Source organism: Rheinheimera hassiensis, from assembly GCF_022436675.1.
Taxonomy (GTDB): domain Bacteria; phylum Pseudomonadota; class Gammaproteobacteria; order Enterobacterales; family Alteromonadaceae; genus Alishewanella; species Alishewanella hassiensis.
In genome coordinates this window covers 240,385-262,663 of record NZ_JAKUJZ010000007.1, presented here as the reverse complement: position 1 = coordinate 262,663, position 22,279 = coordinate 240,385, and the positions used below count along the sequence as shown (strand labels likewise).

The window sequence follows — 22,279 nt, the reverse complement described above, 5'->3', positions numbered from 1 at the left end:
TAAAATAAAAAATCCGCCGAAGCGGATTTTTTATTTTGCAGCTGTTAAGCGCTGATTATCAGAACTTATAAGTACCTTTTAAGTACCAGTAGCCGCCGTTAATGCCCATCGGCGAGGTTTCATAGTACTTGCCGCCCAGCTCAGCTTTCCAGGCATCTGGCAATTCTTCCGGATCATTATCCAGTAAGTTTTGCGCACCGGCAGAGACAATAAAACTATCGTTGATGTAGTAACTGACTTCAGCATCCAAGGTTACTTTCCAGCTCGCGTTAGTGGTACGGCTTGGATCATCCGCATGTACGCCCTGGTAAGTACCGTAATAGTTAGTACGCAGGAAAGCTGACCAGTCATCCCAGCTTTGCGTCCAGGTAAAGGTTGCACGATGCTTGGGTAAGTCATCTTCCAGCCGTGATACGCGAAACTCGCCGGTAATATCGGTAAAGCGGGTAACTTCGGTATCATTCCAGTTATAGGCCAGGGCAAAACTGCTACGGCCACCGTACAGATCCGTAGCGTAGTTAGCCACAATATCAATACCTTGGGTACGAGTGTCGAAATCGTTTGTCAGGTAAGTAATGCTGGTTAATGAATCAATACCACGCACACCGGCGGCTTTTAGCTCGGCGATATCCTCAGGCGTAACCGGAATAGCAGCAGACTGGCTGATACGATCTTCTACCTCGATACGGTAATAATCGGCAGTAACAAAGAAGTCATACCCGGTGTAAACCAAACCAAACGCATAACTGGTTGATTCTTCCGGTTCTAACTCGGTGGCACCTTTTAACTGTGCAACCGGGTTAGTGGGGGGTAAAACGCCGATATCTACCAATACGCCCTGATTAGCTTCAGTACGTACATTGCTTACGTTAGCCTGACCAACAGTAGGGGCACGAAAGCCGGTACTGGTTGAGGCCCGCAGTGCCCAATCGTCACTAATGCGGTATTGGCCGGTCAATTTATAGTTAGTGGTGGTGCCAAAAGAGTCATAGTCTTCAAACCGCAGTGCCACCGCACCTAACAGTTTTTCGGTAAACTCGGCTTCAACATCAACGTACGCCGCATAGTTACGTCTGGTGGAGATACCGGCCGTTTGTGGCTGAAAGCCGGGGAAACCGTTAGAGCCGTTACTCAGCCCCTGATCGACATAAGGGCCAATTTCCCAGGATGCCTGTTCACCGGCGACAATTTCAAAGCTTTCTTCAGTCCACTGAGTACCAAAAGCTACTGTTAAGTCTTCATATAAACCAGCAGGGACAAACTTTACAAAGTCAGCGCTGAAGGTTTTTTCCAGTTGGATATACCGGCCAGCTTCAAAATCAGTAGGGGTTTCCGGGCCTAAAGACGCGTTGACCGAGTTAAATAACTGAAATGTGGATTCACTGCGGCCAACAACACCGCTGAAATCGTACATGATGCCACTGGCAAAACCGTTTTTAAACTCACCTTTAGTGCCTATAGCAAGTGAAGTATCAGTAATATTGCCACCAAAGTTAGGGGTAAAACCGCCGGGGAACATCGAGAAAAAAGTAAAACAGTTATCCGGCAATGCCTGTACAGCAGCATCAATTTGCTGATAGTCCAACCCACTTAACGCAATGTTTTGACAACCGCCAACACCACCGTTACCCACGTCGGTTAAATCAACTACTAATAAAGATTCGCCGTCGTCATTAGAAAATACCTGCGGCCGATTGGTAGGGTTACGGTAATAAAAGCCACCGCGCACATCACGTTCAGAGTAGTTACCAAACATATAGGCTTCGCCACCGTTGCCTAAATCAAGGCCAGCATTGGCAAACAACGTAATATCGTCGTTAATTTCAGGCGCTCCCCATACCTGCACCGGGTTAGCTACAAAGGTATTGCCTGCGTCTATCAGGCCCTGAGCATCACCCCGTTGCACGCTGCGGCTGGTGGCATCAACATTTTTGTACTGCATACTAACGTTAACAAAGCCGTCTTTGGTTAGCGGCATGCCCACGTTGGCAGCCACTTCAGTTGAGGCGCCATCACCGGCATAATACTCGCCGCGCTTAACCTCAATAGTGCCACCCTCAGCTGCGTCTTTCAGTACGAAGTTAATAACACCTGCAATGGCGTCAGAGCCGTACTGGGCTGCTGCACCATCACGTAATACTTCTACCTGTTTCATGGCAATGCCTGGGATAACAGATAAATCAGGCCCCTGAGCGCCATCGTTTATACCGCCGCCCAGAAATGAAATAACCGAAGAGCGATGCCGGCGTTTACCATTTAGCAGCACCAGCGTACTGTCGGACGATAACCCCCGCAGGTTGATAGGTCGGATCAGCGAAGCCGCATCGCTGATAGGCTGGGCATGTACGTTTAAAGACGGCACTGTTGTGCTGATCAGATTCAGCATGTCTGAATTGCCGTTTTTATTCAGTTCTTCACCGCCAATAATATCTACCGGCACCGGCGAGTCGCCTATAGAACGCGGTGCAGAACGGCTGCCGACAACGGCAATTTTCTCAATCGACTTTTCTGCGGCGCCAGTGGATGGCGTGTCCTGTGCCAGCGCTGCGGTTGAGGTGATACCAAAAGAAAGTGATGCTGCCAGTGCAAATTTAACTGCGCGGGCAACCGGATGATAGTCGTTATGGGTTTTCATAGTCTTTTCCTGGATTATTTTTCTATCTACCAGACGCTTATGTTGTTTTTGTTGCGTCCTATTAACCTTATTGGATAATTTGCTGGTTGTCTATCGCATATTTATGTTATTTCGTCGCTCTAATCGGTAATTGCATTCGTTTGCAGGAATAAAAATAGATTGCAGCTAACCGGTTGCCTGATTTATAAACTGCACTACCTTTTTTGTTTGGACAGCAACGTGCAGATCAGCGAACTTACCCCGGCTTTTTTCCCCGCAGTCGTCAGCCTGGCCAATACTATTCATGGCGATAATTACCTTAACCACGCCAGTCTGACTGCAATGCATCAGCAAGGGATAGTAAAAGACGTTAATGCCAGTTTTGTTGCGCTGAATGCACAACAGCAGGTTGTGGGCTACCGTTTGAGTTTTGCTGCCGGGCAGTGGCAGCCGGATAAGTGGTGCAGCGAAGCGCTGTGGCCGGTTAAAGCGGCAAAGATGGCATATTTTAAATCGGTGGGCGTAAGCGAGGAACAGCGAGGCAAAGGCGTTGCGTCAGCTTTGCTGAACACCTCTGTTGCCGCACTTCGCCGCCAGGGGGCAACAGCCGGACTGGCGCATATCTGGCGTGAAAGCCCGGGTAATGCTGCACAGCGTTATTTTAGCTATGCCGGGGCCGTTTTAGTAAAAGTTCACCCACAGCGCTGGCGGCATTTGTCTGAAACGGCAGGTTACTATTGCCCAATATGCGGTGCATTGTGTAACTGTAGTGCAGCAGAAATGGTATTAACCTTTAGTGCCGGCTAGCTCAGGAGTGCGCTATGTATGATCCGCTGGTTGAGCATGATATTGGGCAGGGGGCGGTTTATCCGTCTTCTTACTGGGCTGCACAAGTACAAAACAGCGGTAGTACTAAAGCAATTACAGCGGATCAAAGTACTGACGTTGTGGTAGTTGGCGCCGGTTATACCGGCCTAAGCTGCGCCTATCAGTTGGCAAAGCGTTTTAACCGCGAAGTTATAGTATTAGAAGCGCATCAGACCGGCTGGGGCTGTAGCGGGCGCAATGCCGGTTTTGTGCTGCGTGGCACCGGGCGGCTGGGGCTGGCGCAACTGACACAGCGTTTTGGCGCAGAGTGCGCTGGCTTATTTCATCAGGAATATGGCGAGGCTATTACACAGGTTAAGCGGATGATATCGGCTGGTAATATCCGCTGTGACAGCCAGCCGGAAGGGTATTTAAAAGTAGCGCATAACGCCGCCATGGCGGCAGATCTGCCAGACCAGGCAGCTTTTTTACAACGTCAGTTTGGTTATCAGGCCGCGTATCTGTCGGCACAGCAGCTAAAGCGCGACTACATGCACAATACGCAAGCCTATGGTGCGATTAAATTCCCTGATTGTTTTGGTGTAAACCCGTTGGCTTTGGCGCAGGGCTATGCGGCCATGGTGCAACAAAGCGGGGTTAAGCTTTACACCGGCTCACCGTTGCAAAATTGGCAGCGAACAGCGGATGGCGGTTTTTTACTGCAAACTCCGGGCGCCAGAGTGCGCTGTAAACACCTGGTGCTGGCCACTAATGGCTATACACCCAAAGGCCTGTATCCGGCGTTAAACCGCGCCTGTTTGCCTGTGCTCAGCAGTATTATTGTTACTCAAGCGCTCACGCAGGCACAACTTGAGCAAAGCGGTTTACAGCATACGCAGCTGGTGATGGATACACGGGCGTTGAAATACTACTACCGTAAATTACCGGATAACCGCATTTTATTTGGCGGGCGCAGTGCGGTGTACGGCAAAGATGCCGAAAAAGCCGTGTACCCGGCTCGTCTGTTGGCGGCATTAAAAACCTGTTTTCCGATGTTGGCCGATTTACGTTGTGACTACCACTGGAGCGGGTGGGTGGCAGTGTCCTATGACGACTTACCGCGGGTATGTGAAGCTGAACCCGGGCTGTTTTACGCTGCCGGTTATTGCGGTAGTGGAGTGTCGTTCAGCACCCTGGCCGGTGTCCGGCTGGCAGAACAGGCCTCAGGTGTTGCTGTACCGCCGTTGCCGATCTATCAAAGCCGGTTGGCGCCATTTCCGTTACCGGCGTTCAGGCGGCTTGGCCAGCAGGGTTACTATCAGTGGGGCCGTTTTAAAGATCGTTTTCTGTAATAATCCGCAATAAAAAGCCCGGCTAAACCGGGCGTAAATATTAAAAGGTTGCCCGCAGGCCCAGCGTTATTGCCCGGCCCGGTAATGGCGCGTCTGCTTTGATAAAAGAGCTGTGCACAAATCCCAGCTCGTTGGTTAAATTAGTACCGCGTAAAAATACGCTCATATCTAACTGCGACAAGCTGAAATCGTAATTTACACTGGCATCAAGCAGAGTGTAGGCTTTGGTAACGGTTTCGTTTGTGGCCACTTTGTTTTGTTTTGCGTAACGCGTCACACCCAAATCAGCACTCCAGCTTATACCTTTATACTGATAGCCCAAACCGGTTTTATACGGTGGAATACGTGGCAGGTAATCGCCGCCGTCCAGTTTGGCGCGCACTGCATCAAAAAACACATTTAGTGATTGGGCATGATCTAACTGATAACGGGCCTCAAATTCGGCACCATATAGCGTGGCGTCCTGTTGTTGATACTGATACAGGCCAAAGCTGTCGTGGTGGTGCTCTTCCTCTGCAGCATCTTCTTCACCCGTGTCGTGCTCATGGCCCGCTTCCAGATCTTCCATTGTCAGGCCGGTATCTGCCAGATACAGATAGTTATGTACCTTGTTATAGAAAAAGTTATAGGTAAAACTCAGATCACCTTTAAAACTGCGAAAGGTGATATCGATATTATTTGCCGTCTCTCTTTTTGCTTTATGTTCCGATAATTCCAGCTCGCCATCTTGTAGCTGGTACATCAGGCCGAGCTCATAGCTACTGGTAGCGATGTGGGCTCCGTTAGAATACAGCTCGGCTGCGCTTGGCGCGCGCTCTGAGCGGCTAACCGCCAGTGCCCAGGAGAAACCCGGTACAAATTCCCAAACCACACCGGCCGATGCACTGACAGCGGCGAACCTGTCAGAAATACCATTGATTAAGGCACCATCATGGCCCAGCGCCAGTGTGCCGGCGCCATGCTTGGTCCGTTCGATACGGCCCCCCAACTGAGCGGACAAATTACCGAACTGTTTTTCTTCCAACAGAAATAAGGCGTGCGTTAATGTCTTGCTGTCTGGCGTAAAAGCTTCTTCGCCAAAGGCTTGGTAATCAGAGTGCTGTAAATGATAACCCACCAGCCCGTGCCAGCCGCCAATTGCCTCATGTTCCAGCGTAATACGGCTTTCCAGTGCTTTATTTTTAAAGGTGGTGCCAATGCTGCCGGCTTCAATTTCCTGATGCTGATAATCGGTGTAGGCGGTATTAAACGCCAGCGTTTCAATACCGCTAAATGGGGTATACCATTCGCCAGCCAGGCTGACACGGTTTTGCTTTAATTTAGCAAAAACACTTTCCTCATCATGCATGTGCTCATCATCATGTTCTTCTTCGTGCTCATCTGCGTGGTGATGATGGCCTGGGATGCCATAGTCAGACTCTAACCGGCCAATGCTGATGCCAAATAAGCTCCGATCGCCAATGTAGCTGACACCGCCATTAACGGCTTTGCTTTGGATCCAGGAGTTTTCCAGAGTGTGACTGCTTTCGCCTTCGTCGTTGCTAAAAAGTGGTACATCATAGTCTGAACCATCACGGTTAAAGCCATCAAAATGCCAGGCAATATTATCGCTACTGCCTTCATGGTTCAGCGCAACGGTTTTTTCATCGGATACATCAACGTAGCGGGTTTCCAGTTTGGTTTCGCTGCTGGCGCGTAACTGGCGCGGAATACGGTTATCTACCACATTAATAACACCGCCAATTGCACCACTGCCATACAACAACGTAGCGGGGCCTCGCAGCACTTCTAATTGTTGTGCGGTAATTGCATCGGCGGTAATAGCATGGTCTGGCCCGACACGGGACACGTCAGCTGTGTCTAAACCATTATTTAAAATACGTACACGCGGGCCGTCCAAACCGCGGATCACCGGGCTTGATGCCACAGGGCCATAGTAATTTGCGTGCACACCGGGTTCATATTTCAGTGTTTCGCCAATGGTAGGCTCGGTGCGACGGCTTAGCTCTTCACCGGTTAATACCGATACCGGTGTAGCCATTTCCAGGTTGTATTTATGAATACCAGAAGCGGCTACGACAATACGCTCTATACCGCCCGGCGCTAAGTTGATATTCAGTTGTTGTTGCGCCGGCGTTACAGTAACAAAGCTGTCACCATAACCGGCGGCAGAGATATGCAGCTCAGCTTTGGCCGGCGCCTGAATACTAAACCGGCCTTGTTCATCGGCATACACATACTGCTGGCGGCCATGAATGTGCACCCGGGCGTTTTTTAACGGCTTGCCCTGGGTATCGGTTACAACGCCGGTATAGCGCTGTGATGGCTCTTGTGCTGCAACATTAAATGCCAGGCTGACAAATACCGCTAACAGGCTGTAACGTTGCAAAGCAGAGGAACGGCGCATCTTGTATTCTCTCAATAAATTAGCGTGATATTGTAACATTTTACAGGTTTATTATATGCCAGCAAGGGTTGTACCCTCTGAAACGACTAAGTTGCAACGCTGAGCGATTAAACGCTGGTACAACAGCGGCAGAAGTTATTAGAATAATGGCTTTTTGCAGCTGAGGTTTATGTGACAGGTTTTTGGCCAGAATTTTTATTAATTGCGCTAGTGCACCTGATGGCCGTAGCAAGCCCGGGGCCTGATTTTGCCATAGTGCTGCGTTATGCCGTGCGGTTTGGTCGCCAACAAGCGATTGCTGCCAGCATTGGCATTGGTGCTGCAATACTACTGCATGTTACCTGGTCACTGGTGGGCATCGCCGTACTTATTCAAACTACGCCCTGGCTGTTTAAAGTGCTGAGCTTTGCCGCAGCGGGTTATTTGTTTTATATCGGTGTAATGGCACTAAGAAGCCAGGCGCCGGCGCATCCTGAACAGGCGATAGCCGGCAGCAGCGCGGATAAAGTGCCGTCGGCGCGTAAAGCCTTCATTGCCGGTTTTATTACCAATGGTTTAAACCCGAAAGCAACGTTGTTCTTTTTATCGTTGTTTGCGGTCATTATTTCGCCGCTTACGCCACTTTCTTACAAAATTATCTACGGCGTTTATATGTCCATCGCTACTGCAGCCTGGTTCTGTATGCTCTCTGTGGTGTTAACCCATACTAAAGTAAGAGGTTTTTTATTGTTAAAGGGCTACTGGTTTGACCGCTTAATGGGTTTGTTATTGTTGGCACTGGCTATGCATTTGGTAGTGACCAGTATTAACAGCTAAACTCTGCTTACGCCAGGCAGAGTCTGGTTTAGTGGGGTTGCTATCATGCAAATGGCCAGCAAGGTAATAACGCTGGATCTGCAATACAGTTGCGAAGCCAGCCATGCTTATCAGCAACAACGGCATTATGTCTCGCCCTGGCAGGGCGAGAGCGCCGAACATTTTGCCAAACGTTTATTGGCTTATCTTAGCTTGTATGAGCAACATCCCAGCTTTGCTAAAGACGACTCAGGCGGTAAAGCGCCTGACCTGTTTATTCAGGATCAACAACAGCATTTTCAGCTCTGGTGCCAACTGGAGTTAGTAGCCGAAAAACGTCTGCTGCGCGCCTCGCACCTGGCGGATCAACTGTTACTGGTATTAGACGAGCAGGAAACTACAAAAGCACAGCATAACGATTGCCCGGCTAATCAACGCATTTTCACCCTTAGCTCTGCGCAGTTGGCAGAGTTCTGCCTGATGTTGAAAAGCCATATGAAACTCAGTGTTTGGCGTGAAGAGCCGCTGTTATCCATCACCGACGGTGAGCATTTATTACAACTTAATCTTACGGCCCTGTTGGAAAAACCACATTAATGTTGTGGCCTTGCCTTAATTACAGCGGACGCTATAATACGCGCGATTTTTAATATTGCTGCGGATTTACGATCCGACGTTGCAAGAGGTGAAATATGTATGTAGTTGCTGCTTTATATAAGTTTGTCCGTTTACCTGATTACGTTACGCTGCGCGATACCTTGTACGATTGCATGGTGGCCAACAAAGTTAAAGGCACATTGTTACTGGCCGAAGAAGGCATTAACGGCACCATCTGTGGTGAACGCGAAGGCGTGGACGCGGTTAAAGCCTGGCTGGATGCCGATGGTCGCTTTGCTGGCATGAGCTATAAAGAATCGCTGTCTGATGAGTTGGCGTTTTACCGCACTAAAGTAAAACTGAAAAAAGAAATTGTCACTATGGGCGTTGAGGGTATCAACCCGGCGCACATTGTCGGCAGCTATGTTAAAGGTGATGACTGGAACACACTCATCAGCGATCCTGATACCATCCTGATCGATACCCGCAATGATTACGAAGTGGCTATCGGCACCTTTAAACATGCGGTCAATCCTAACACCACCACCTTTCGTGAATTTCCGCAGTGGGCCGCAGAAAACCTGGATAAAACCAAACATAAAAAAGTCGCGATGTTTTGTACCGGCGGTATCCGCTGTGAAAAATCCACTGCCTTTTTAAAAGAGCAGGGCTTTGATGAGGTGTATCACCTCGACGGCGGTATTTTAAAGTATTTAGAGGAAATGCCACAGGAAGGCAGCTTATGGCAGGGCGAGTGCTTTGTGTTTGATCAGCGTGTTGCGGTTAAACATGGCCTGGAGCAGGGCAGTTATGATCAGTGCTATGCTTGTCGCATGCCGCTGTCCCAAGCTGAAATGGCATCTGAGCACTATGTTAAAGGCTTAAGCTGTCCGCATTGTCATGATAAAACCACAGACGAGCAAAAGGCCGCTTTTGCCGAACGCCAGCGCCAGGTAGAGCTGGCCAAGCAGCGCGGTGATAAACATATTCGTGATGGTAAATTTGAGTAAATATCGCTGTTAGCTATGATCTGAAGCCAGCTTAATGCTGGCTTTTTTGCGCCGTTATAAAAATGACACCGGCCAACCTTTCTAATAAATAGAATTATCTTTGATGAATATTGCAATTTTACTTTAATGAAATTGCTATATTATCAAGAAATTATAGGAGCTCAGTATGCTGAAAAATAGTTCATCCCATTATGGTTTAATCAGTGTAGTACTGCACTGGCTGGTAGCATTAACAGTATTTGGCTTGTTTGGTGTAGGTTTTTGGATGGTAGATCTGAGCTACTATAGCGAATGGTATCGAACGGCGCCATACTGGCATAAAAGTGTTGGTATCTTGCTGGCCATAGCAATGTTACTGCGCGTTTTATGGCGTTATTTCAGCCCGCCGCCACGAGCGTTGGTTTCGCATAAAGGTTGGGAGAAACGTACATCGGCCGTAGTACAGTTTTGTTTGTATTTAGGTATTTTTATATTGGTGTTAAGTGGCTATCTGATCTCGACTGAAGATGGCCGGCCAATAGCGGTATTTACCTGGTTCGATGTCCCTGCGCTGGGGGCGTTGTTTGCCAACCAGGCGGATATAGCAGGCTTGGTGCATGAATATGTCGCCTACAGTTTAATAACCTTGGCTGTACTGCATGGCCTGGCGGCGTTAAAGCATCATTTTATTGATAAAGACAATACGCTAAAACGCATGTTTGGGCGTAAACCTTAACTTTGGAGATCACTATGAAAAAACTATTACTGGCTGCCTCAATGGCCGCAATGATGACAATACCGGCTCAAGCAGCTGATTATGTAATTGATACAGAAGGCGCTCATGCCTTCGTACAGTTTAAAATAAGCCACCTGGGTTACAGCTGGCTGTATGGCCGCTTTAATACGTTTTCCGGTGATTTCAGCTACGATGCTAACAAACTGGAAGCCTCTAAAATTCAGCTGACTATTGACACTAACAGTGTGGACTCTAACCATGCTGAGCGTGATAAGCACTTACGCAGCGGTGATTTTTTAAATGTTAGTAAGCACCCTAAAGCCACTTTCGTCAGCACTAAAATTGTACCAAAAGCTGGTGAAAGCTTCGATTTACACGGCAACCTTACATTAAACGGTGTTACCAAAGAGGTTGTTATCGCTGCTGAAAAACTGGGAGAGGGTAAAGATCCTTGGGGTGGTTACCGTGCAGGTTTTGCCGGTACTACAACCCTGACATTAAAAGACTTTGCTATTAATACTGATTTAGGTCCGGCATCTGCCACAGTGCAGCTGGATTTAACGGTAGAAGGTGTTCGGAAGTAAGGCATAAAACAGGAGATCATCAGATCTCCTGTTTTGTTTCGGTTTGGTTTTGTTGGTTATTTTTCGACTCTTCGCTGGGTTGCTCTGTGGCCGCCTCTGGTTGCTCAATAACGGCAGGCGCGGTTTTGGCTTTTAACGCACTGAGTAAGCTTAGCAAAATCAGGTTAAATTCTTCATCTGCAACCCGGGCATGCGTCAGGCTGCCTACCAGCAATGTGGCTTCAAAATTATCACCGGTACGATACATTAACTGCGCCAGACGTAAAGTTGCCCAGGGCAATATTTTGTTTTCACTATCCTGATAAAACTCCAGATATTGCTGTAATGCGGTAATGCCCATCATGGCGTCCTGATCCGCTACTACTGCCAGACGGCCAATATGATACAGCGCATTATATTTATCAGTTAGATCAGTAGCTTGCTCTGCTGCCAGTTTATAGTTTACAAAGGCGGCATCGTATTCTTCCAGCTCAGCGAGAATTTGTGCTTTACGTGCCAGTAAACGGGCATTAGGTGGATCAGGCATCATGGTTTCCAGCAATGCCAGAGCTTCTGTTGGTTTATTCTCATTGAGTAAAATACGGCTTTGTGCCAGTAATGCCTGAGCTGGGTTTTCTTTAGCCAGTTGCTCTGTCATGGCGAGGGCTAATTCTTTGTCGCCACCGGCATTGGCAGGTGCAACGCTGTAAAAATCAATCAGAGCCTGGCGCGCAGCGTAGTGATCGGGCTTTATAATCACGGCTTTTTGCAGTAGTTCTACCCCACGTGCCGCCCGTTCTTTAGCCGAAAATACGTTACCATCACTTGCTAAACGGATTTTGCCCAAGCCTGCCAGATAGTTCAGCTCGCTGTTACCCGGAAACTGCTCTACGGCGAAGTTAAGCAGGGTGTTCGCATCCTCCAGCCGCTGCTGTGCAATCAATGCCCGGGCATACACCACCAGTACATCACCATGCTGCTTGTAGTCGCTTTGTTGTAAAATTTGGTGTTCAAGTTCGCTAAACTGAGATTTAGCCAGCAATGTTTCGTACTGGGCTACATTGCTGCTGGGTAGGGCACCTGCGAGCAAAAACAATAAGGCTTTCATTATCGATCTCCTTAAAGATCAACGAGTATTATCAATAGTCTGCGGGAATACGCTGGAAATTACCATCAGTTCAGGGGATTTCAATTTCTATATCTGTAACCGGAACGCTACAGCACGGCAGAAACTCACCTTTACGCACAAAAGCCAGCGGCTCATTTATATAATTTACTTCGCCGCTGACTAATTTACAGCGGCAGGCACCACAATAACCTTCACGGCAATGAAAGTTTACCTCTAGTTTTTTGCGCTCCAGTGCCTCAAGCAAGGTTTGGGCGCTGCCATCAAAATTGATCACAACGCCATTGCTAAGCTTAACGCTAGGCATAAACAGGCTTAGAGGTCGAAATCGCCGAAGTCGCCACCATCAACTTCGTTATCAATCTGGCCAACCAGATAAGAGCTGATTTCAGCTTCCTGTGGCGCGACCTGCACATTGTCAGATACCAGCCAGGTGTTGATCCACGGAATAGGGTTTTGCGTGGTCGAAAAAATGGCTTTCATGCCAATAGCCTGCATCCGGCTGTTGGTAATGTATTCGACATACTGGCATAAAATATCTTTATTCAGGCCAATCATTGAACCGTCTTTAAACAAATATTGAGCCCAGTCTTTTTCCTGCTCGGCGGCTTTACGGAAAATAGCATAAGCTTCTTCTTCACATTCTTTAGCTATTTTGGCCATATCGGCATCGTCTTCACCGGCGGCCATAATATTCAGCATATGCTGGGTGCCGGTTAAATGCAGCGCTTCGTCGCGGGCTATCAGACGGATAATTTTAGCATTACCCTCCATTAACTCGCGCTCAGCAAAAGCAAAGCTGCAGGCAAAGCTAACATAAAAACGGATCGCTTCGAGCACGTTTACCGACATGACACACAAGTACAACCGGCGTTTAAGCTCGTACAGGCTGATGCTGAGTGTTTCACCATTAATAGTGTGCGTGCCTTCACCACAGCGCTGATACAGGTTAATGCCGTCTATCAGGTCGTCGTAGTAGCGGGTAACATCGTCGGCGCGTTCAAGAATTTTTTCGTTCAGCATAATATCGTCAAACACTTTGTGCGGCTCGGCACTAATGTTACGTACTATGTGGGTATAGCTGCGGCTGTGAATAGTTTCACTAAAGGCCCAGGTTTCAATCCAGGTTTCCAGCTCAGGCAAAGAAACAATAGGCAGAAAAGCAACATTGGGCGAACGGCCCTGTACGGAATCCAGCAGTGTCTGGTATTTCAGGTTGCTGATAAAAATATGCTTTTCATGATCCGGCAGGTTTTGGTAATCAATCCTGTCTTTACTGACATCAACTTCTTCCGGCCGCCAGAAAAAGCTCAGCTGTTTTTCGATTAGTTTTTCGAAAATGCCGTATTTTTGCTGATCATAGCGCGAAACATTCACCGGATTACCGAAGAACATTGGCTCTTTCATTTGATCGTTAATTTGTCGGTTAAAGGTTGTGTACGCCATTGCCGCTTATCGTCCTAATAGGGTGTCATTACAAAGTACGGGCTACCGAAGTAGCCCGTTTAGTCCGGAATTAAATTTTACAGGCACCGCCTGCGCAGCCGTCATCTTCCACTTCAGGTTTAATGTCTTCCTGTATGTCTGAAGCGCCGTCACGGGTATTGTGGTAGTACATGGTTTTTACCCCCAGCTTATACGCCGACAGTAAGTCTTGCAGCAACAGCTTCATGGGTACTTTGCCACCATCAAACTTATTGGGGTCATAGTTGGTGTTAGCAGAAATGGTCTGGTCGATAAATTTCTGCATAATGGCCACCAGAGAGATATAACCGGTGTTGTTCGGGATATCCCACAACAACTCATACTGGTTTTTCAGCCGCTCATACTCTGGCACCACCTGCTTTAAAATACCGTCTTTACTGGCTTTAACGCTGATATGGCCGCGCGGTGGTTCAATGCCGTTAGTGGCATTGGAGATTTGCGACGACGTTTCAGACGGCATTAATGCTGACAATGTTGAGTTACGCAAGCCATGATTAAGGATGTCTTTGCGCAGTTGCTCCCAGTCCAGCAGCAGCGGCTCGCTACACACTTTGTCGAGATCTTTCTTGTAGCTGTCAATTGGCAGTATGCCCTGAGCATAGGTTGTTTCATTAAATTTAGGGCAGGCGCCAAATTCCTGTGCCAGCTTGTTCGACGCTTTGAGTAAATAATACTGAATGGCTTCAAAAGTGCGGTGTGTTAAACCATTAGCTGAACCGTCAGAGTATTTCACGCCGTTTTTCGCCAGATAATAGGCGTAGTTAATCACACCCACACCTAAGGTACGGCGGCTGATAGAAGCATGAAAAGCAGCCGGAATAGGGTAGTCCTGATAGTCCAGCAGGCTGTCCAGTGAGCGCACCGCCAGTTCTGCCAGCTCTTCCAGCTCGTTCAGGTTTTCAATAGCGCCTAAGTTAAACGCTGACAGCGTACAAAGTGCAATTTCGCCTTCCGGATCGTTTACATCGTTCATTGGTTTGGTTGGCAGGGCAATTTCCAGACACAGATTGCTCTGACGTACCGGCGCTAACTTCGGGTTAAACGGGCTGTGGGTATTGCAGTGGTCAACGTTTTGCAGGTAAATACGACCGGTACTGGCGCGTTCCTGCATAAATAGCGTAAACAGCTCCAGTGCCTTTAAGCGCTTTTTGCGGATAGACGTATCGGCTTCGTATTTAACATACAGTTCTTCAAACTTTTCCTGATCTTCAAAGAAGGCATCGTACAGGCCGGGCACATCTGATGGGCTGAACAGGGTGATGTAATCATCTTTAATTAACCGGGTGTACATCAGGCGGTTAAACTGCACGCCATAATCCAAATGCCGTACACGGTTTTCTTCTACGCCGCGGTTATTTTTTAACACCAGCAGAGATTCAACTTCTAAATGCCACAGCGGATAGAATAACGTTGCAGCACCACCACGGACGCCACCTTGCGAGCAGCTTTTAACGGCAGTTTGAAAATGTTTGTAAAATGGAATACAGCCGGTATGAAAAGCTTCGCCGTTACGGATTGGGCTACCCAGTGCACGAATACGGCCGGCGTTAATACCGATACCTGCACGCTGGCTAACATATTTAACAATGGCGCTTGAGGTGGCGTTAATAGAATCCAGGCTGTCACCGCATTCGATCAGCACACAAGAGCTGAATTGACGGGTAGGGGTACGCACACCCGACATGATTGGGGTTGGCAGTGACAATTTAAATAATGAGCAAGCATCGTAGAAGCGGCGCACATAGGTTAAACGGGTCGATTTAGGGTAAGTTGCAAACAGGCAGGCGGCAACCAGCATATAAAGAAACTGCGCGCTTTCATATATCTCACCGCTTACACGGTTTTGCACCAGATATTTACCTTCCAACTGCTTTACTGCAGCGTAGCTGAAGTTTAAGTCACGGCTGTGGTCGATAAAGCTGTTCATTTGCTCCAGCTCATCACGGCTGTAATCGGCCAGAATATGCTGATCATAACGCTTGGCTTCCACCATTTTGACAACCTGATCATACAGGTGTGGTGGTTCAAACTGGCCGTAGGCCTTTTTACGCAAATGAAACACTGCCAGGCGGGCGGCCAGATACTGGTAGTCCGGGCAGTCTTTTGAGATCAGATCTGCCGCAGCCTTAATAATGGTTTCATGAATATCTTCAGATTTAATACCATCGTAAAACTGAATATGAGACTTTAGCTCAACCTGAGATACCGATACATTCGACAAACCTTCGGCGGCCCAGGTAATAACGCGGTGAATTTTATCCAGATCTAAGGCTTCACGGCGGCCATCACGTTTAGTGACGAAAAGAGATTGAGTCATTGCTGCAGATTTCCATTTCAGTTGTAATTAATGGTTATAGTCAGCCATGTAGCGCACGGCTATTTTACCAGCAGCCATTGTTGCTTAATTACACAACATATAGGTGCTTTTTTGAAAGTGATCACAAGATAGTGTGTATTTTGATTTTTTGCAAGGCTTAACACTGAGGAAAAATACCGCCGCTAAGGTTGGGGTTAGTAGCTGCTAACCGCCCCGCCAGTGTGCAAAGATATACCGGAACAACGCAAGCTTTTTCTCTGGTTAAATTTATTTATTCTATCAATATTTTTTTTTATAGCCAGCGGCTATTTAGACGCTGGAAAAATCACCAGCCTGATGTCTCAGGCTGGCTTACGGGCAACGACGATATAGTTTACGTCTACACCGGGGCCGGTTTTAAAGCTCTCGTTAATCGGGTTAAAGTGCAGCCCGGTAGCGTCGGTTACTTCAAGCCCGGCTTGTTCGATAAAACGCATCAGCTCGGATGGGCGGATAAACTTACTAAATTCATGCGTACCTTTGGGCACCAGTTTTAATACCTGCTCTGCGCCAATAATGGCCAGCAGATAGGCTTTCCAGGTTTTGTTCAGTGTAGAGAAAAACAGTGTGGCACCGGGTTTGGCTAAATCGGCACAGGCCTGAATAACCGACATCGGCTGTGGTACATGCTCCAGCATTTCCATACAGGTCACCACGTCAAACTGTGCCGCATGGCTTTGCGCATATTGCTCGGCAGTAACCTGCTGATAATTTACTTCAACACCGGCTTCCAACGCGTGCAGCCGCGCTACGTTAAGGGAATCATTGGCCATATCCAGCCCGGTTACTATGGCACCGCTTCGCGCCATGCTTTCTGCTAAAATGCCGCCACCACAACCGATATCGATAACGGTTTTACCAAACAGGCCCTGCAGCTCGTCGCTAATGTAGCTTAACCGTACCGGATTAAGTAAATGCAGTGGCTTAAATTCGCCGCTTGGATCCCACCAGCGTGAGGCAATATCGTTAAACTTGGCGATTTCGCCCGGATCAACATTAGTATCTGCAGTCATATTGGATGCTCGTTAGTTTTTGCGCATTATAAAGCCTTGATCCATTTGAGCAATGGCGAAGCGTGCTTTGCGTTGCATTTGGGGCATGGCAAGCGTGATTTTCTGTGTTAGAATCCTGCGTTGTCTCGCGCTTTATAACATCGACAAAAGCGAGTTATCTATCTGATTTAAGGGAAATTAGCGTTTTATGACAGATCTGGCCAGAGAAATAGTTCCTATTAATATCGAAGACGAATTAAAGAATTCGTACCTCGATTACGCAATGAGCGTCATTGTTGGCCGCGCCTTACCGGACGTAAGGGATGGCTTAAAGCCGGTACACCGCCGCGTGCTGTTCGCGATGAAGGAACTGGGCAATGACTGGAACAAAGCCTATAAAAAATCTGCCCGTGTGGTAGGTGACGTTATCGGTAAATACCACCCGCACGGCGACAGTGCTGTGTACGACACTATAGTACGGATGGCGCAGCCATTTTCACTGCGTTATATGCTGGTAGATGGCCAGGGTAACTTCGGTTCTATCGACGGCGACTCCGCAGCAGCAATGCGTTATACCGAAGTGCGGATGGCGCGGATTGCGCACGAGCTGCTGGCCGATTTAGACAAAGAAACTGTCGATTTTGTGCCAAACTACGACGGCACTGAGCAAATTCCGGCAGTAATGCCTACCAAGTTACCTAACTTGCTGATTAACGGCTCCAGCGGTATCGCCGTGGGCATGGCCACCAATATTCCGCCGCATAACTTAACTGAAGTTATTGACGGCTGCTTAGCATTAATTGCTAACCCGGATATCGAGCTGCACGAGTTAATGCAATACATTCCGGGCCCGGATTTCCCGACTGCGGCTATTATTAACGGCCGCAAAGGTATTGAAGAAGCTTACCGTACCGGCCGTGGTAAGGTGTATATCCGCGCCAAAACCATGGTAGAGACCGACGAAAAAACCGGCCGTGAAGCCATTATCGTTAATGAAATTCCATACCAGGTTAACAAAGCCCGTTTAATTGAAAAAATTGCCGAGCTGGTAAAAGAAAAACGCATTGAAGGTATTTCGGCACTGCGCGACGAGTCTGACAAAGACGGTATGCGCATTGTTATTGAGCTGAAACGCGGTGAGTCTACCGATGTTATGCTAAACCAGCTGTATACCAACACCCAGATGCAAACGGTGTTCGGCATCAATATGGTAGCCCTGGACCAGGGCCAGCCAAAGCTGCTTAGCTTAATTGAAATGCTTAAATGCTTTGTCTTGCACCGCCGTGAAGTGGTTACCCGCCGCACCGTGTACGACCTGCGTAAAGCCCGCGACCGTGCGCATATTCTTGAAGGCTTAGCCATAGCGCTGGCCAATATCGACGATATTATTGATTTAATTAAGCAATCTGCCAGCCCGGCAGAAGCTAAAGCCGGTTTAGTCGAGCGTGGTTGGCAGTTAGGCGACGTCAGCGCCATGCTGGAACGTGCCGGACAAGATGCGGCGCGGCCAGAGTGGCTCGAAGAGCACTTCGGTATTCGTGATGGCATGTACTTCCTGACTGAGCAACAGGCACAGGCGATTCTGGACTTGCGCTTACATAAGCTGACAGGCCTTGAGCACGAGAAAATTCTCGACGAATACAAGCAACTGTTAGAGCTGATTGCCGAGTTACTGCATATTCTGGGTAGCCCGGAGCGCTTAATGGAAGTGATCTGCGAAGAGCTCGAAGCAATAAAAGCGCAATACGGTGACACGCGGCGTACAGATATTCAGGACAATATGCTGGATATCAATATGGAAGACCTGATCACTGAAGAAGATGTGGTAGTGACGTTGTCGCATTTAGGCTATGCCAAGTATCAGCCATTGTCTGATTACGAAGCACAGCGCCGTGGTGGTAAAGGTAAAGCGGCCACTACCGTAAAAGATGAAGACTTCGTTGATAAGCTGTTGGTAGCCAGCACCCACGATACCATTTTGTGTTTCTCTAACCGCGGCCGTCTGTACTGGATGAAGGTGTATCAGTTACCACTGGCCAGCCGTACTGCCCGTGGCAAGCCGATTGTGAACTTGCTGCCGCTGGAAGAAGGCGAGCGTATTAACGCTATTCTGCCAGTACGTGAGTACGAAGCCGATAAATATGTGTTTATGGCCACTGCTAACGGTACCGTGAAGAAAACGTCCCTGGTGGAATACTCTCGGCCACGTTCAAACGGCATTATTGCTGTTAACCTGAACGACGGTGATCGTTTAATCGGTGTGGGTATTACTGATGGCAGCAGTGAAATTATGCTGTTCTCTGATGACGGTAAAGTAGTGCGCTTTACTGAAGATCAGGTGCGTGGCATGGGCCGTACCGCTACCGGTGTGCGTGGTATCAAGCTGCGCGAAGGCGGCTCAGTGGTGTCGTTAATTATTCCAAATGGTGAGGGGCCAATTCTTACCGTAACGGAAAACGGCTACGGTAAACGTACCTCATTAACCGAATATCCGGCAAAGAGCCGTGCTACCCAGGGCGTGGTATCAATTAAGGTATCCGAACGTAATGGTCTGGTGGTAGGTGCGGTGCAGGTGAACGAGTTGGATGAAATTATGATGATTTCCAACAAAGGCACCTTAGTACGCACCCGCGTTAATGAAGTATCTGAAGTGGGTCGTAATACCCAGGGCGTGATCCTGATCCGAACAGCCGACAACGAAAAAGTGGTTGGTGTGGCTAAAGTTGACGAAATTCAGGATGCGGAAGAGTTAGCCGCTGCCGAGGCAGAAAAGGCGGCCAGCACTGTACTGACGGATACCCAGTTAGCCCAGGATGAAGAAGAGTAACACCAAATACAAAACGGGCGCTTATGCGCTCGTTTTGCTTTTAATTGTATCAAAATTAAAACAGCAAGATCGGTATTAAGCCGGCAGCAGTAAATACGACCAGGCCAGTTGAATAGATGCGCTAAATCAGGAGTAAGCAGTAAAAATGACAACCTTTAATTTTTGTGCCGGCCCGGCAATGTTGCCGGTAGAGGTAATGCAGCAGGCACAACAAGAATTTATTAACTGGCAACAACATGGTTGTTCCGTAATGGAAATGAGCCACCGTAGCAAACCCTTTATTCGCCTGGCCGCAGAAGCTGAGCAGGATTTACGCGATTTACTCAGTATTCCGGCAAATTATAAAGTGTTGTTTATGCATGGCGGTGGCCGAGGCCAGTTCTCGGCAGTGCCACTTAATTTGTTAAAGCCTGGCCAAAGTGCCGATTATATTGTCTCTGGTGCCTGGTCAAAATCGGCGGTGGAAGAAGCGGTAAAATTCGGCGACATTAAAACGCAGGATATCCGGCAAAAAAGCCCGGGCGGTATTCGTACTGTTGTAGCACCAAATAACTGGCAGCTAACCAAAGGCGCCGCCTATGTACATTGCTGCCCGAATGAAACCGTTGATGGCATCGAGTTTACCGCCTTACCGCAAACCAACAGCCCAATCGTTGCTGACTTATCTTCGACTATTTTATCGCGACCAATTGACGTTAGCCGCTACGGCGTAATTTATGCCGGCGCACAGAAAAATATCGGCCCGTCAGGTTTAACGTTGGCCATAGTGCGCGAAGATTTGTTACCCGGCAAAGATGCGGTTATTCCGTCGGTATTGGATTACCGTTTAGCCGCAGAAAACGACAGCATGTTTAATACTCCGCCTACCTTTGCCTGGTATCTGGCTGCATTAGTATTTAAGTGGCTAAAACAGCAGGGTGGCGTTACCGCGATGGCTACGCGTAACCAGGCTAAAGCCAGCTTGCTGTATGATTATATTGATAAAAGTGATTTTTATAGCAATGACGTCGATCCGGCGTACCGGTCGTGGATGAATGTGCCGTTTTTCTTAAGTGATGAGCGGTTAAACGATATGTTTGTCGACCAGGCTGAAACACATGGCTTACTGGCACTTAAAGGCCATCGTATGGTGGGCGGTATGCGTGCCAGTATTTATAACGCTATGCCGCTGGAAGGTGTGCAAACTTTAGTCAGTTTTATGCAGGAATTTGAGCGGGTACACGGATGAAAACATTAACCCTTAACCCTATTGCCAAGGTTGCCGGTGAAGTGCATTTGCCCGGCTCGAAAAGTATCTCTAATCGTGTATTGCTGCTGGCGGCATTGGCACAAGGCACAACACAGATCACTAATTTGCTCGACAGTGACGATGTACGCCATATGCTAAACGCTTTAACCGCGTTGGGTGTAAGCTATACGTTATCAGCATGTCGTACTAAGTGCGAAGTACAGGGGATTGGTGGTTTGTTTGACCAGCCACAGGCGCTGACAATATTCCTCGGTAATGCCGGCACGGCGATGCGGCCGTTAACCGCGGCACTGGCTGCGTCTAACGTCGATGTGACTCTGACCGGCGAGCCACGCATGTACGAGCGTCCTATCGGACATCTGGTAGATGCATTGCGCCAGTGGCAGGCGGATATCACTTATCTGCAGCAAGATGGCTTTCCACCGCTGCAAATTAAAGGCAAGCCGCTTAACGGTGGGCGGATGCAAATCGACGGCAGTATTTCCAGTCAGTTTTTAACCGCCGCCTTGATGATTGCACCGCTGCTAAACGGTGACAGCGAAATAGACATCATTGGTGAGCTGGTATCCAAACCCTATATTGATATTACCCTGGCCCTGATGCAGCGTTTTGGTGTTAGCGTGCAAAACCATGACTACAAGCGTTTTAGCATCAAGGGTAATCAGCTTTACCGCTCGCCCGGCCAATGGCTGGTAGAAGGTGATGCATCATCAGCCTCTTACTTTTTGGCGGCCGCAGCGATTAAAGGCGGTAGCATAAAAGTGACCGGCATTGGTAAACACGCGGTACAGGGTGATATTCACTTTGCTGACGCACTGCAAGCCATGGGAGCTGATGTTGAGTGGGGCGATGACTACATTAAAGTAACGCGTAACACGTTAAAGGGTATAGATCGCGATTACAATGCGATACCCGATGCGGCCATGACCATTGCTACTACAGCACTATTCGCCAAAGGTCCTACGGTTATCCGCAATGTGTATAACTGGCGGGTAAAAGAAACCGACCGGCTTGCCGCTATGGCGACTGAGCTTCGAAAAGTCGGTGCAGAGGTAGAAGAAGGCCACGATTATATTAAAGTGACACCACCGGCTACGCTTAAGCACGCTAGCATTGCCACTTACAATGACCATCGTATGGCGATGTGTTTCTCGCTGGTTGCTTTAAGTGACACTCCGGTAACGATTGAAGATCCGGATTGCACTGCTAAAACCTTCCCGAATTACTTTAGTTTATTTGCCCAACTGGCTTGTTAAATAACGAAATGCATCCAGACGCGTAGCCTTCCAACTGCGCGTCTTTCCTTCGCTTTAGCGCAATTAAACACAGATCTTGTCGCAAAAAGCTGTATAATACCGCCGTTTTTAAATCCGATTAACCAGTA

General features: G+C 48.3%; 17 protein-coding genes. 10 read left to right on the top strand and 7 right to left on the bottom strand.

Translation table 11 applies throughout. From position 1 onward, the window contains the following. Nucleotides 1-58 precede the first annotated feature (58 nt). Complete coding sequence (locus MJX74_RS16575; RefSeq protein ID WP_240224140.1) at nucleotides 59-2,635, bottom strand: TonB-dependent receptor plug domain-containing protein; 2,577 nt, start codon at nucleotides 2,633-2,635, stop codon at nucleotides 59-61. A gap of 219 nt (nucleotides 2,636-2,854) precedes the next feature. Between MJX74_RS16575 and MJX74_RS16570 the strand changes: the two genes are divergently transcribed. Together MJX74_RS16570 and MJX74_RS16565 are read left to right on the top strand one after the other, a co-directional pair. Further along, nucleotides 2,855-3,421 carry a GNAT family N-acetyltransferase gene (locus tag MJX74_RS16570; RefSeq protein WP_240224138.1) on the top strand — a complete coding sequence of 189 codons (567 nt, stop codon included), beginning with the start codon at nucleotides 2,855-2,857 and terminating at the stop codon, nucleotides 3,419-3,421. A gap of 14 nt (nucleotides 3,422-3,435) precedes the next feature. Beyond that, complete coding sequence (locus MJX74_RS16565) at nucleotides 3,436-4,773, top strand: NAD(P)/FAD-dependent oxidoreductase (RefSeq protein ID WP_240224136.1); 1,338 nt, start codon at nucleotides 3,436-3,438, stop codon at nucleotides 4,771-4,773. A 40-nt stretch (nucleotides 4,774-4,813) separates the two neighbouring features. On the opposite strand, the gene MJX74_RS16560 is transcribed toward MJX74_RS16565, so the two are convergent. Next, nucleotides 4,814-7,180 (bottom strand): TonB-dependent receptor, encoded by a 2,367-nt coding sequence (locus MJX74_RS16560; RefSeq protein ID WP_240224135.1) that lies wholly within the window; start codon nucleotides 7,178-7,180, stop codon nucleotides 4,814-4,816. Nucleotides 7,181-7,399: 219 nt separating this feature from the next. Here MJX74_RS16560 and MJX74_RS16555 point away from each other — a divergent pair, with 219 nt between their 5' ends. From MJX74_RS16555 to MJX74_RS16535, 5 genes are all read left to right on the top strand, one after another. Continuing rightward, nucleotides 7,400-7,996: a LysE family translocator gene (locus tag MJX74_RS16555; RefSeq protein ID WP_240224133.1), complete on the top strand. Its 597-nt coding sequence runs from the start codon at nucleotides 7,400-7,402 to the stop codon at nucleotides 7,994-7,996. Between the two features lie 45 nt (nucleotides 7,997-8,041). After that, nucleotides 8,042-8,572: a YaeQ family protein gene (locus tag MJX74_RS16550; protein WP_240224131.1), complete on the top strand. Its 531-nt coding sequence runs from the start codon at nucleotides 8,042-8,044 to the stop codon at nucleotides 8,570-8,572. A 95-nt stretch (nucleotides 8,573-8,667) separates the two neighbouring features. Next, nucleotides 8,668-9,582: an oxygen-dependent tRNA uridine(34) hydroxylase TrhO gene (trhO, locus tag MJX74_RS16545; protein ID WP_240224129.1), complete on the top strand. Its 915-nt coding sequence runs from the start codon at nucleotides 8,668-8,670 to the stop codon at nucleotides 9,580-9,582. A gap of 166 nt (nucleotides 9,583-9,748) precedes the next feature. After that, nucleotides 9,749-10,297 carry a cytochrome b gene (locus MJX74_RS16540; protein ID WP_240224128.1) on the top strand — a complete coding sequence of 183 codons (549 nt, stop codon included), beginning with the start codon at nucleotides 9,749-9,751 and terminating at the stop codon, nucleotides 10,295-10,297. A gap of 14 nt (nucleotides 10,298-10,311) precedes the next feature. After that, nucleotides 10,312-10,881, top strand: coding sequence for a YceI family protein (locus MJX74_RS16535; RefSeq protein WP_240224126.1), 570 nt, complete (start codon nucleotides 10,312-10,314; stop codon nucleotides 10,879-10,881). 19 nt (nucleotides 10,882-10,900) lie between these two features. Here the strand turns inward: MJX74_RS16535 and MJX74_RS16530 are convergent, their stop codons facing one another. From MJX74_RS16530 to ubiG, 5 genes are all read right to left on the bottom strand, one after another. Then, on the bottom strand, nucleotides 10,901-11,968 hold the full coding sequence (locus MJX74_RS16530) for a tetratricopeptide repeat protein (RefSeq protein WP_240224124.1): 1,068 nt from the start codon (nucleotides 11,966-11,968) through the stop codon (nucleotides 10,901-10,903). A gap of 70 nt (nucleotides 11,969-12,038) precedes the next feature. Continuing rightward, nucleotides 12,039-12,293, bottom strand: a complete 255-nt coding sequence (yfaE, locus tag MJX74_RS16525) for a class I ribonucleotide reductase maintenance protein YfaE (protein ID WP_240224122.1) — start codon at nucleotides 12,291-12,293, stop codon at nucleotides 12,039-12,041. An 8-nt stretch (nucleotides 12,294-12,301) separates the two neighbouring features. Beyond that, nucleotides 12,302-13,432: a class Ia ribonucleoside-diphosphate reductase subunit beta gene (gene nrdB / locus MJX74_RS16520; RefSeq protein WP_240224120.1), complete on the bottom strand. Its 1,131-nt coding sequence runs from the start codon at nucleotides 13,430-13,432 to the stop codon at nucleotides 12,302-12,304. Between the two features lie 70 nt (nucleotides 13,433-13,502). Beyond that, on the bottom strand, nucleotides 13,503-15,788 hold the full coding sequence (gene nrdA, locus MJX74_RS16515; RefSeq protein ID WP_240224118.1) for a class 1a ribonucleoside-diphosphate reductase subunit alpha: 2,286 nt from the start codon (nucleotides 15,786-15,788) through the stop codon (nucleotides 13,503-13,505). A 341-nt stretch (nucleotides 15,789-16,129) separates the two neighbouring features. Continuing rightward, on the bottom strand, nucleotides 16,130-16,840 hold the full coding sequence (gene ubiG / locus MJX74_RS16510; RefSeq protein WP_240224116.1) for a bifunctional 2-polyprenyl-6-hydroxyphenol methylase/3-demethylubiquinol 3-O-methyltransferase UbiG: 711 nt from the start codon (nucleotides 16,838-16,840) through the stop codon (nucleotides 16,130-16,132). 187 nt (nucleotides 16,841-17,027) lie between these two features. On the opposite strand from ubiG, the gene gyrA reads away from it, so the two are divergent. The 3 genes from gyrA (at nucleotide 17,028) to aroA (ending at nucleotide 22,151) form a co-directional block, all read left to right on the top strand. Next, entirely contained in the window at nucleotides 17,028-19,646 is a 2,619-nt protein-coding gene (gene gyrA, locus MJX74_RS16505; RefSeq protein ID WP_240224114.1) for a DNA topoisomerase (ATP-hydrolyzing) subunit A, read from the top strand. Nucleotides 19,647-19,791: 145 nt separating this feature from the next. Beyond that, nucleotides 19,792-20,874 carry a 3-phosphoserine/phosphohydroxythreonine transaminase gene (serC, locus tag MJX74_RS16500; protein WP_240224112.1) on the top strand — a complete coding sequence of 361 codons (1,083 nt, stop codon included), beginning with the start codon at nucleotides 19,792-19,794 and terminating at the stop codon, nucleotides 20,872-20,874. After that, a complete protein-coding gene (gene aroA, locus MJX74_RS16495; RefSeq protein ID WP_240224110.1) occupies nucleotides 20,871-22,151 on the top strand; it encodes a 3-phosphoshikimate 1-carboxyvinyltransferase in 1,281 nt (426 codons plus the stop codon). The genes serC and aroA overlap by 4 nt, the downstream gene beginning before the upstream one ends. Nucleotides 22,152-22,279 lie beyond the last annotated feature (128 nt).

What these genes read in the sequence shown, in the direction of transcription:
- ubiG (WP_240224116.1), bottom strand. Translation starts at nt 16,840, where the DNA reads ATGACTGCAGATACTAATGTTGATCCGGGCGAAATCGCCAAGTTTAAC.
- MJX74_RS16575 (WP_240224140.1), bottom strand. Translation starts at nt 2,635, where the DNA reads ATGAAAACCCATAACGACTATCATCCGGTTGCCCGCGCAGTTAAATTT.
- MJX74_RS16540 (WP_240224128.1), top strand. Translation starts at nt 9,749, where the DNA reads ATGCTGAAAAATAGTTCATCCCATTATGGTTTAATCAGTGTAGTACTG.
- serC (WP_240224112.1), top strand. Translation starts at nt 19,792, where the DNA reads ATGACAACCTTTAATTTTTGTGCCGGCCCGGCAATGTTGCCGGTAGAG.
- MJX74_RS16560 (WP_240224135.1), bottom strand. Translation starts at nt 7,180, where the DNA reads ATGCGCCGTTCCTCTGCTTTGCAACGTTACAGCCTGTTAGCGGTATTT.
- nrdA (WP_240224118.1), bottom strand. Translation starts at nt 15,788, where the DNA reads ATGACTCAATCTCTTTTCGTCACTAAACGTGATGGCCGCCGTGAAGCC.
- MJX74_RS16535 (WP_240224126.1), top strand. Translation starts at nt 10,312, where the DNA reads ATGAAAAAACTATTACTGGCTGCCTCAATGGCCGCAATGATGACAATA.
- yfaE (WP_240224122.1), bottom strand. Translation starts at nt 12,293, where the DNA reads ATGCCTAGCGTTAAGCTTAGCAATGGCGTTGTGATCAATTTTGATGGC.
- nrdB (WP_240224120.1), bottom strand. Translation starts at nt 13,432, where the DNA reads ATGGCGTACACAACCTTTAACCGACAAATTAACGATCAAATGAAAGAG.
- gyrA (WP_240224114.1), top strand. Translation starts at nt 17,028, where the DNA reads ATGACAGATCTGGCCAGAGAAATAGTTCCTATTAATATCGAAGACGAA.
- MJX74_RS16555 (WP_240224133.1), top strand. Translation starts at nt 7,400, where the DNA reads ATGGCCGTAGCAAGCCCGGGGCCTGATTTTGCCATAGTGCTGCGTTAT.
- MJX74_RS16565 (WP_240224136.1), top strand. Translation starts at nt 3,436, where the DNA reads ATGTATGATCCGCTGGTTGAGCATGATATTGGGCAGGGGGCGGTTTAT.
- trhO (WP_240224129.1), top strand. Translation starts at nt 8,668, where the DNA reads ATGTATGTAGTTGCTGCTTTATATAAGTTTGTCCGTTTACCTGATTAC.
- MJX74_RS16530 (WP_240224124.1), bottom strand. Translation starts at nt 11,968, where the DNA reads ATGAAAGCCTTATTGTTTTTGCTCGCAGGTGCCCTACCCAGCAGCAAT.
- MJX74_RS16550 (WP_240224131.1), top strand. Translation starts at nt 8,042, where the DNA reads ATGCAAATGGCCAGCAAGGTAATAACGCTGGATCTGCAATACAGTTGC.
- aroA (WP_240224110.1), top strand. Translation starts at nt 20,871, where the DNA reads ATGAAAACATTAACCCTTAACCCTATTGCCAAGGTTGCCGGTGAAGTG.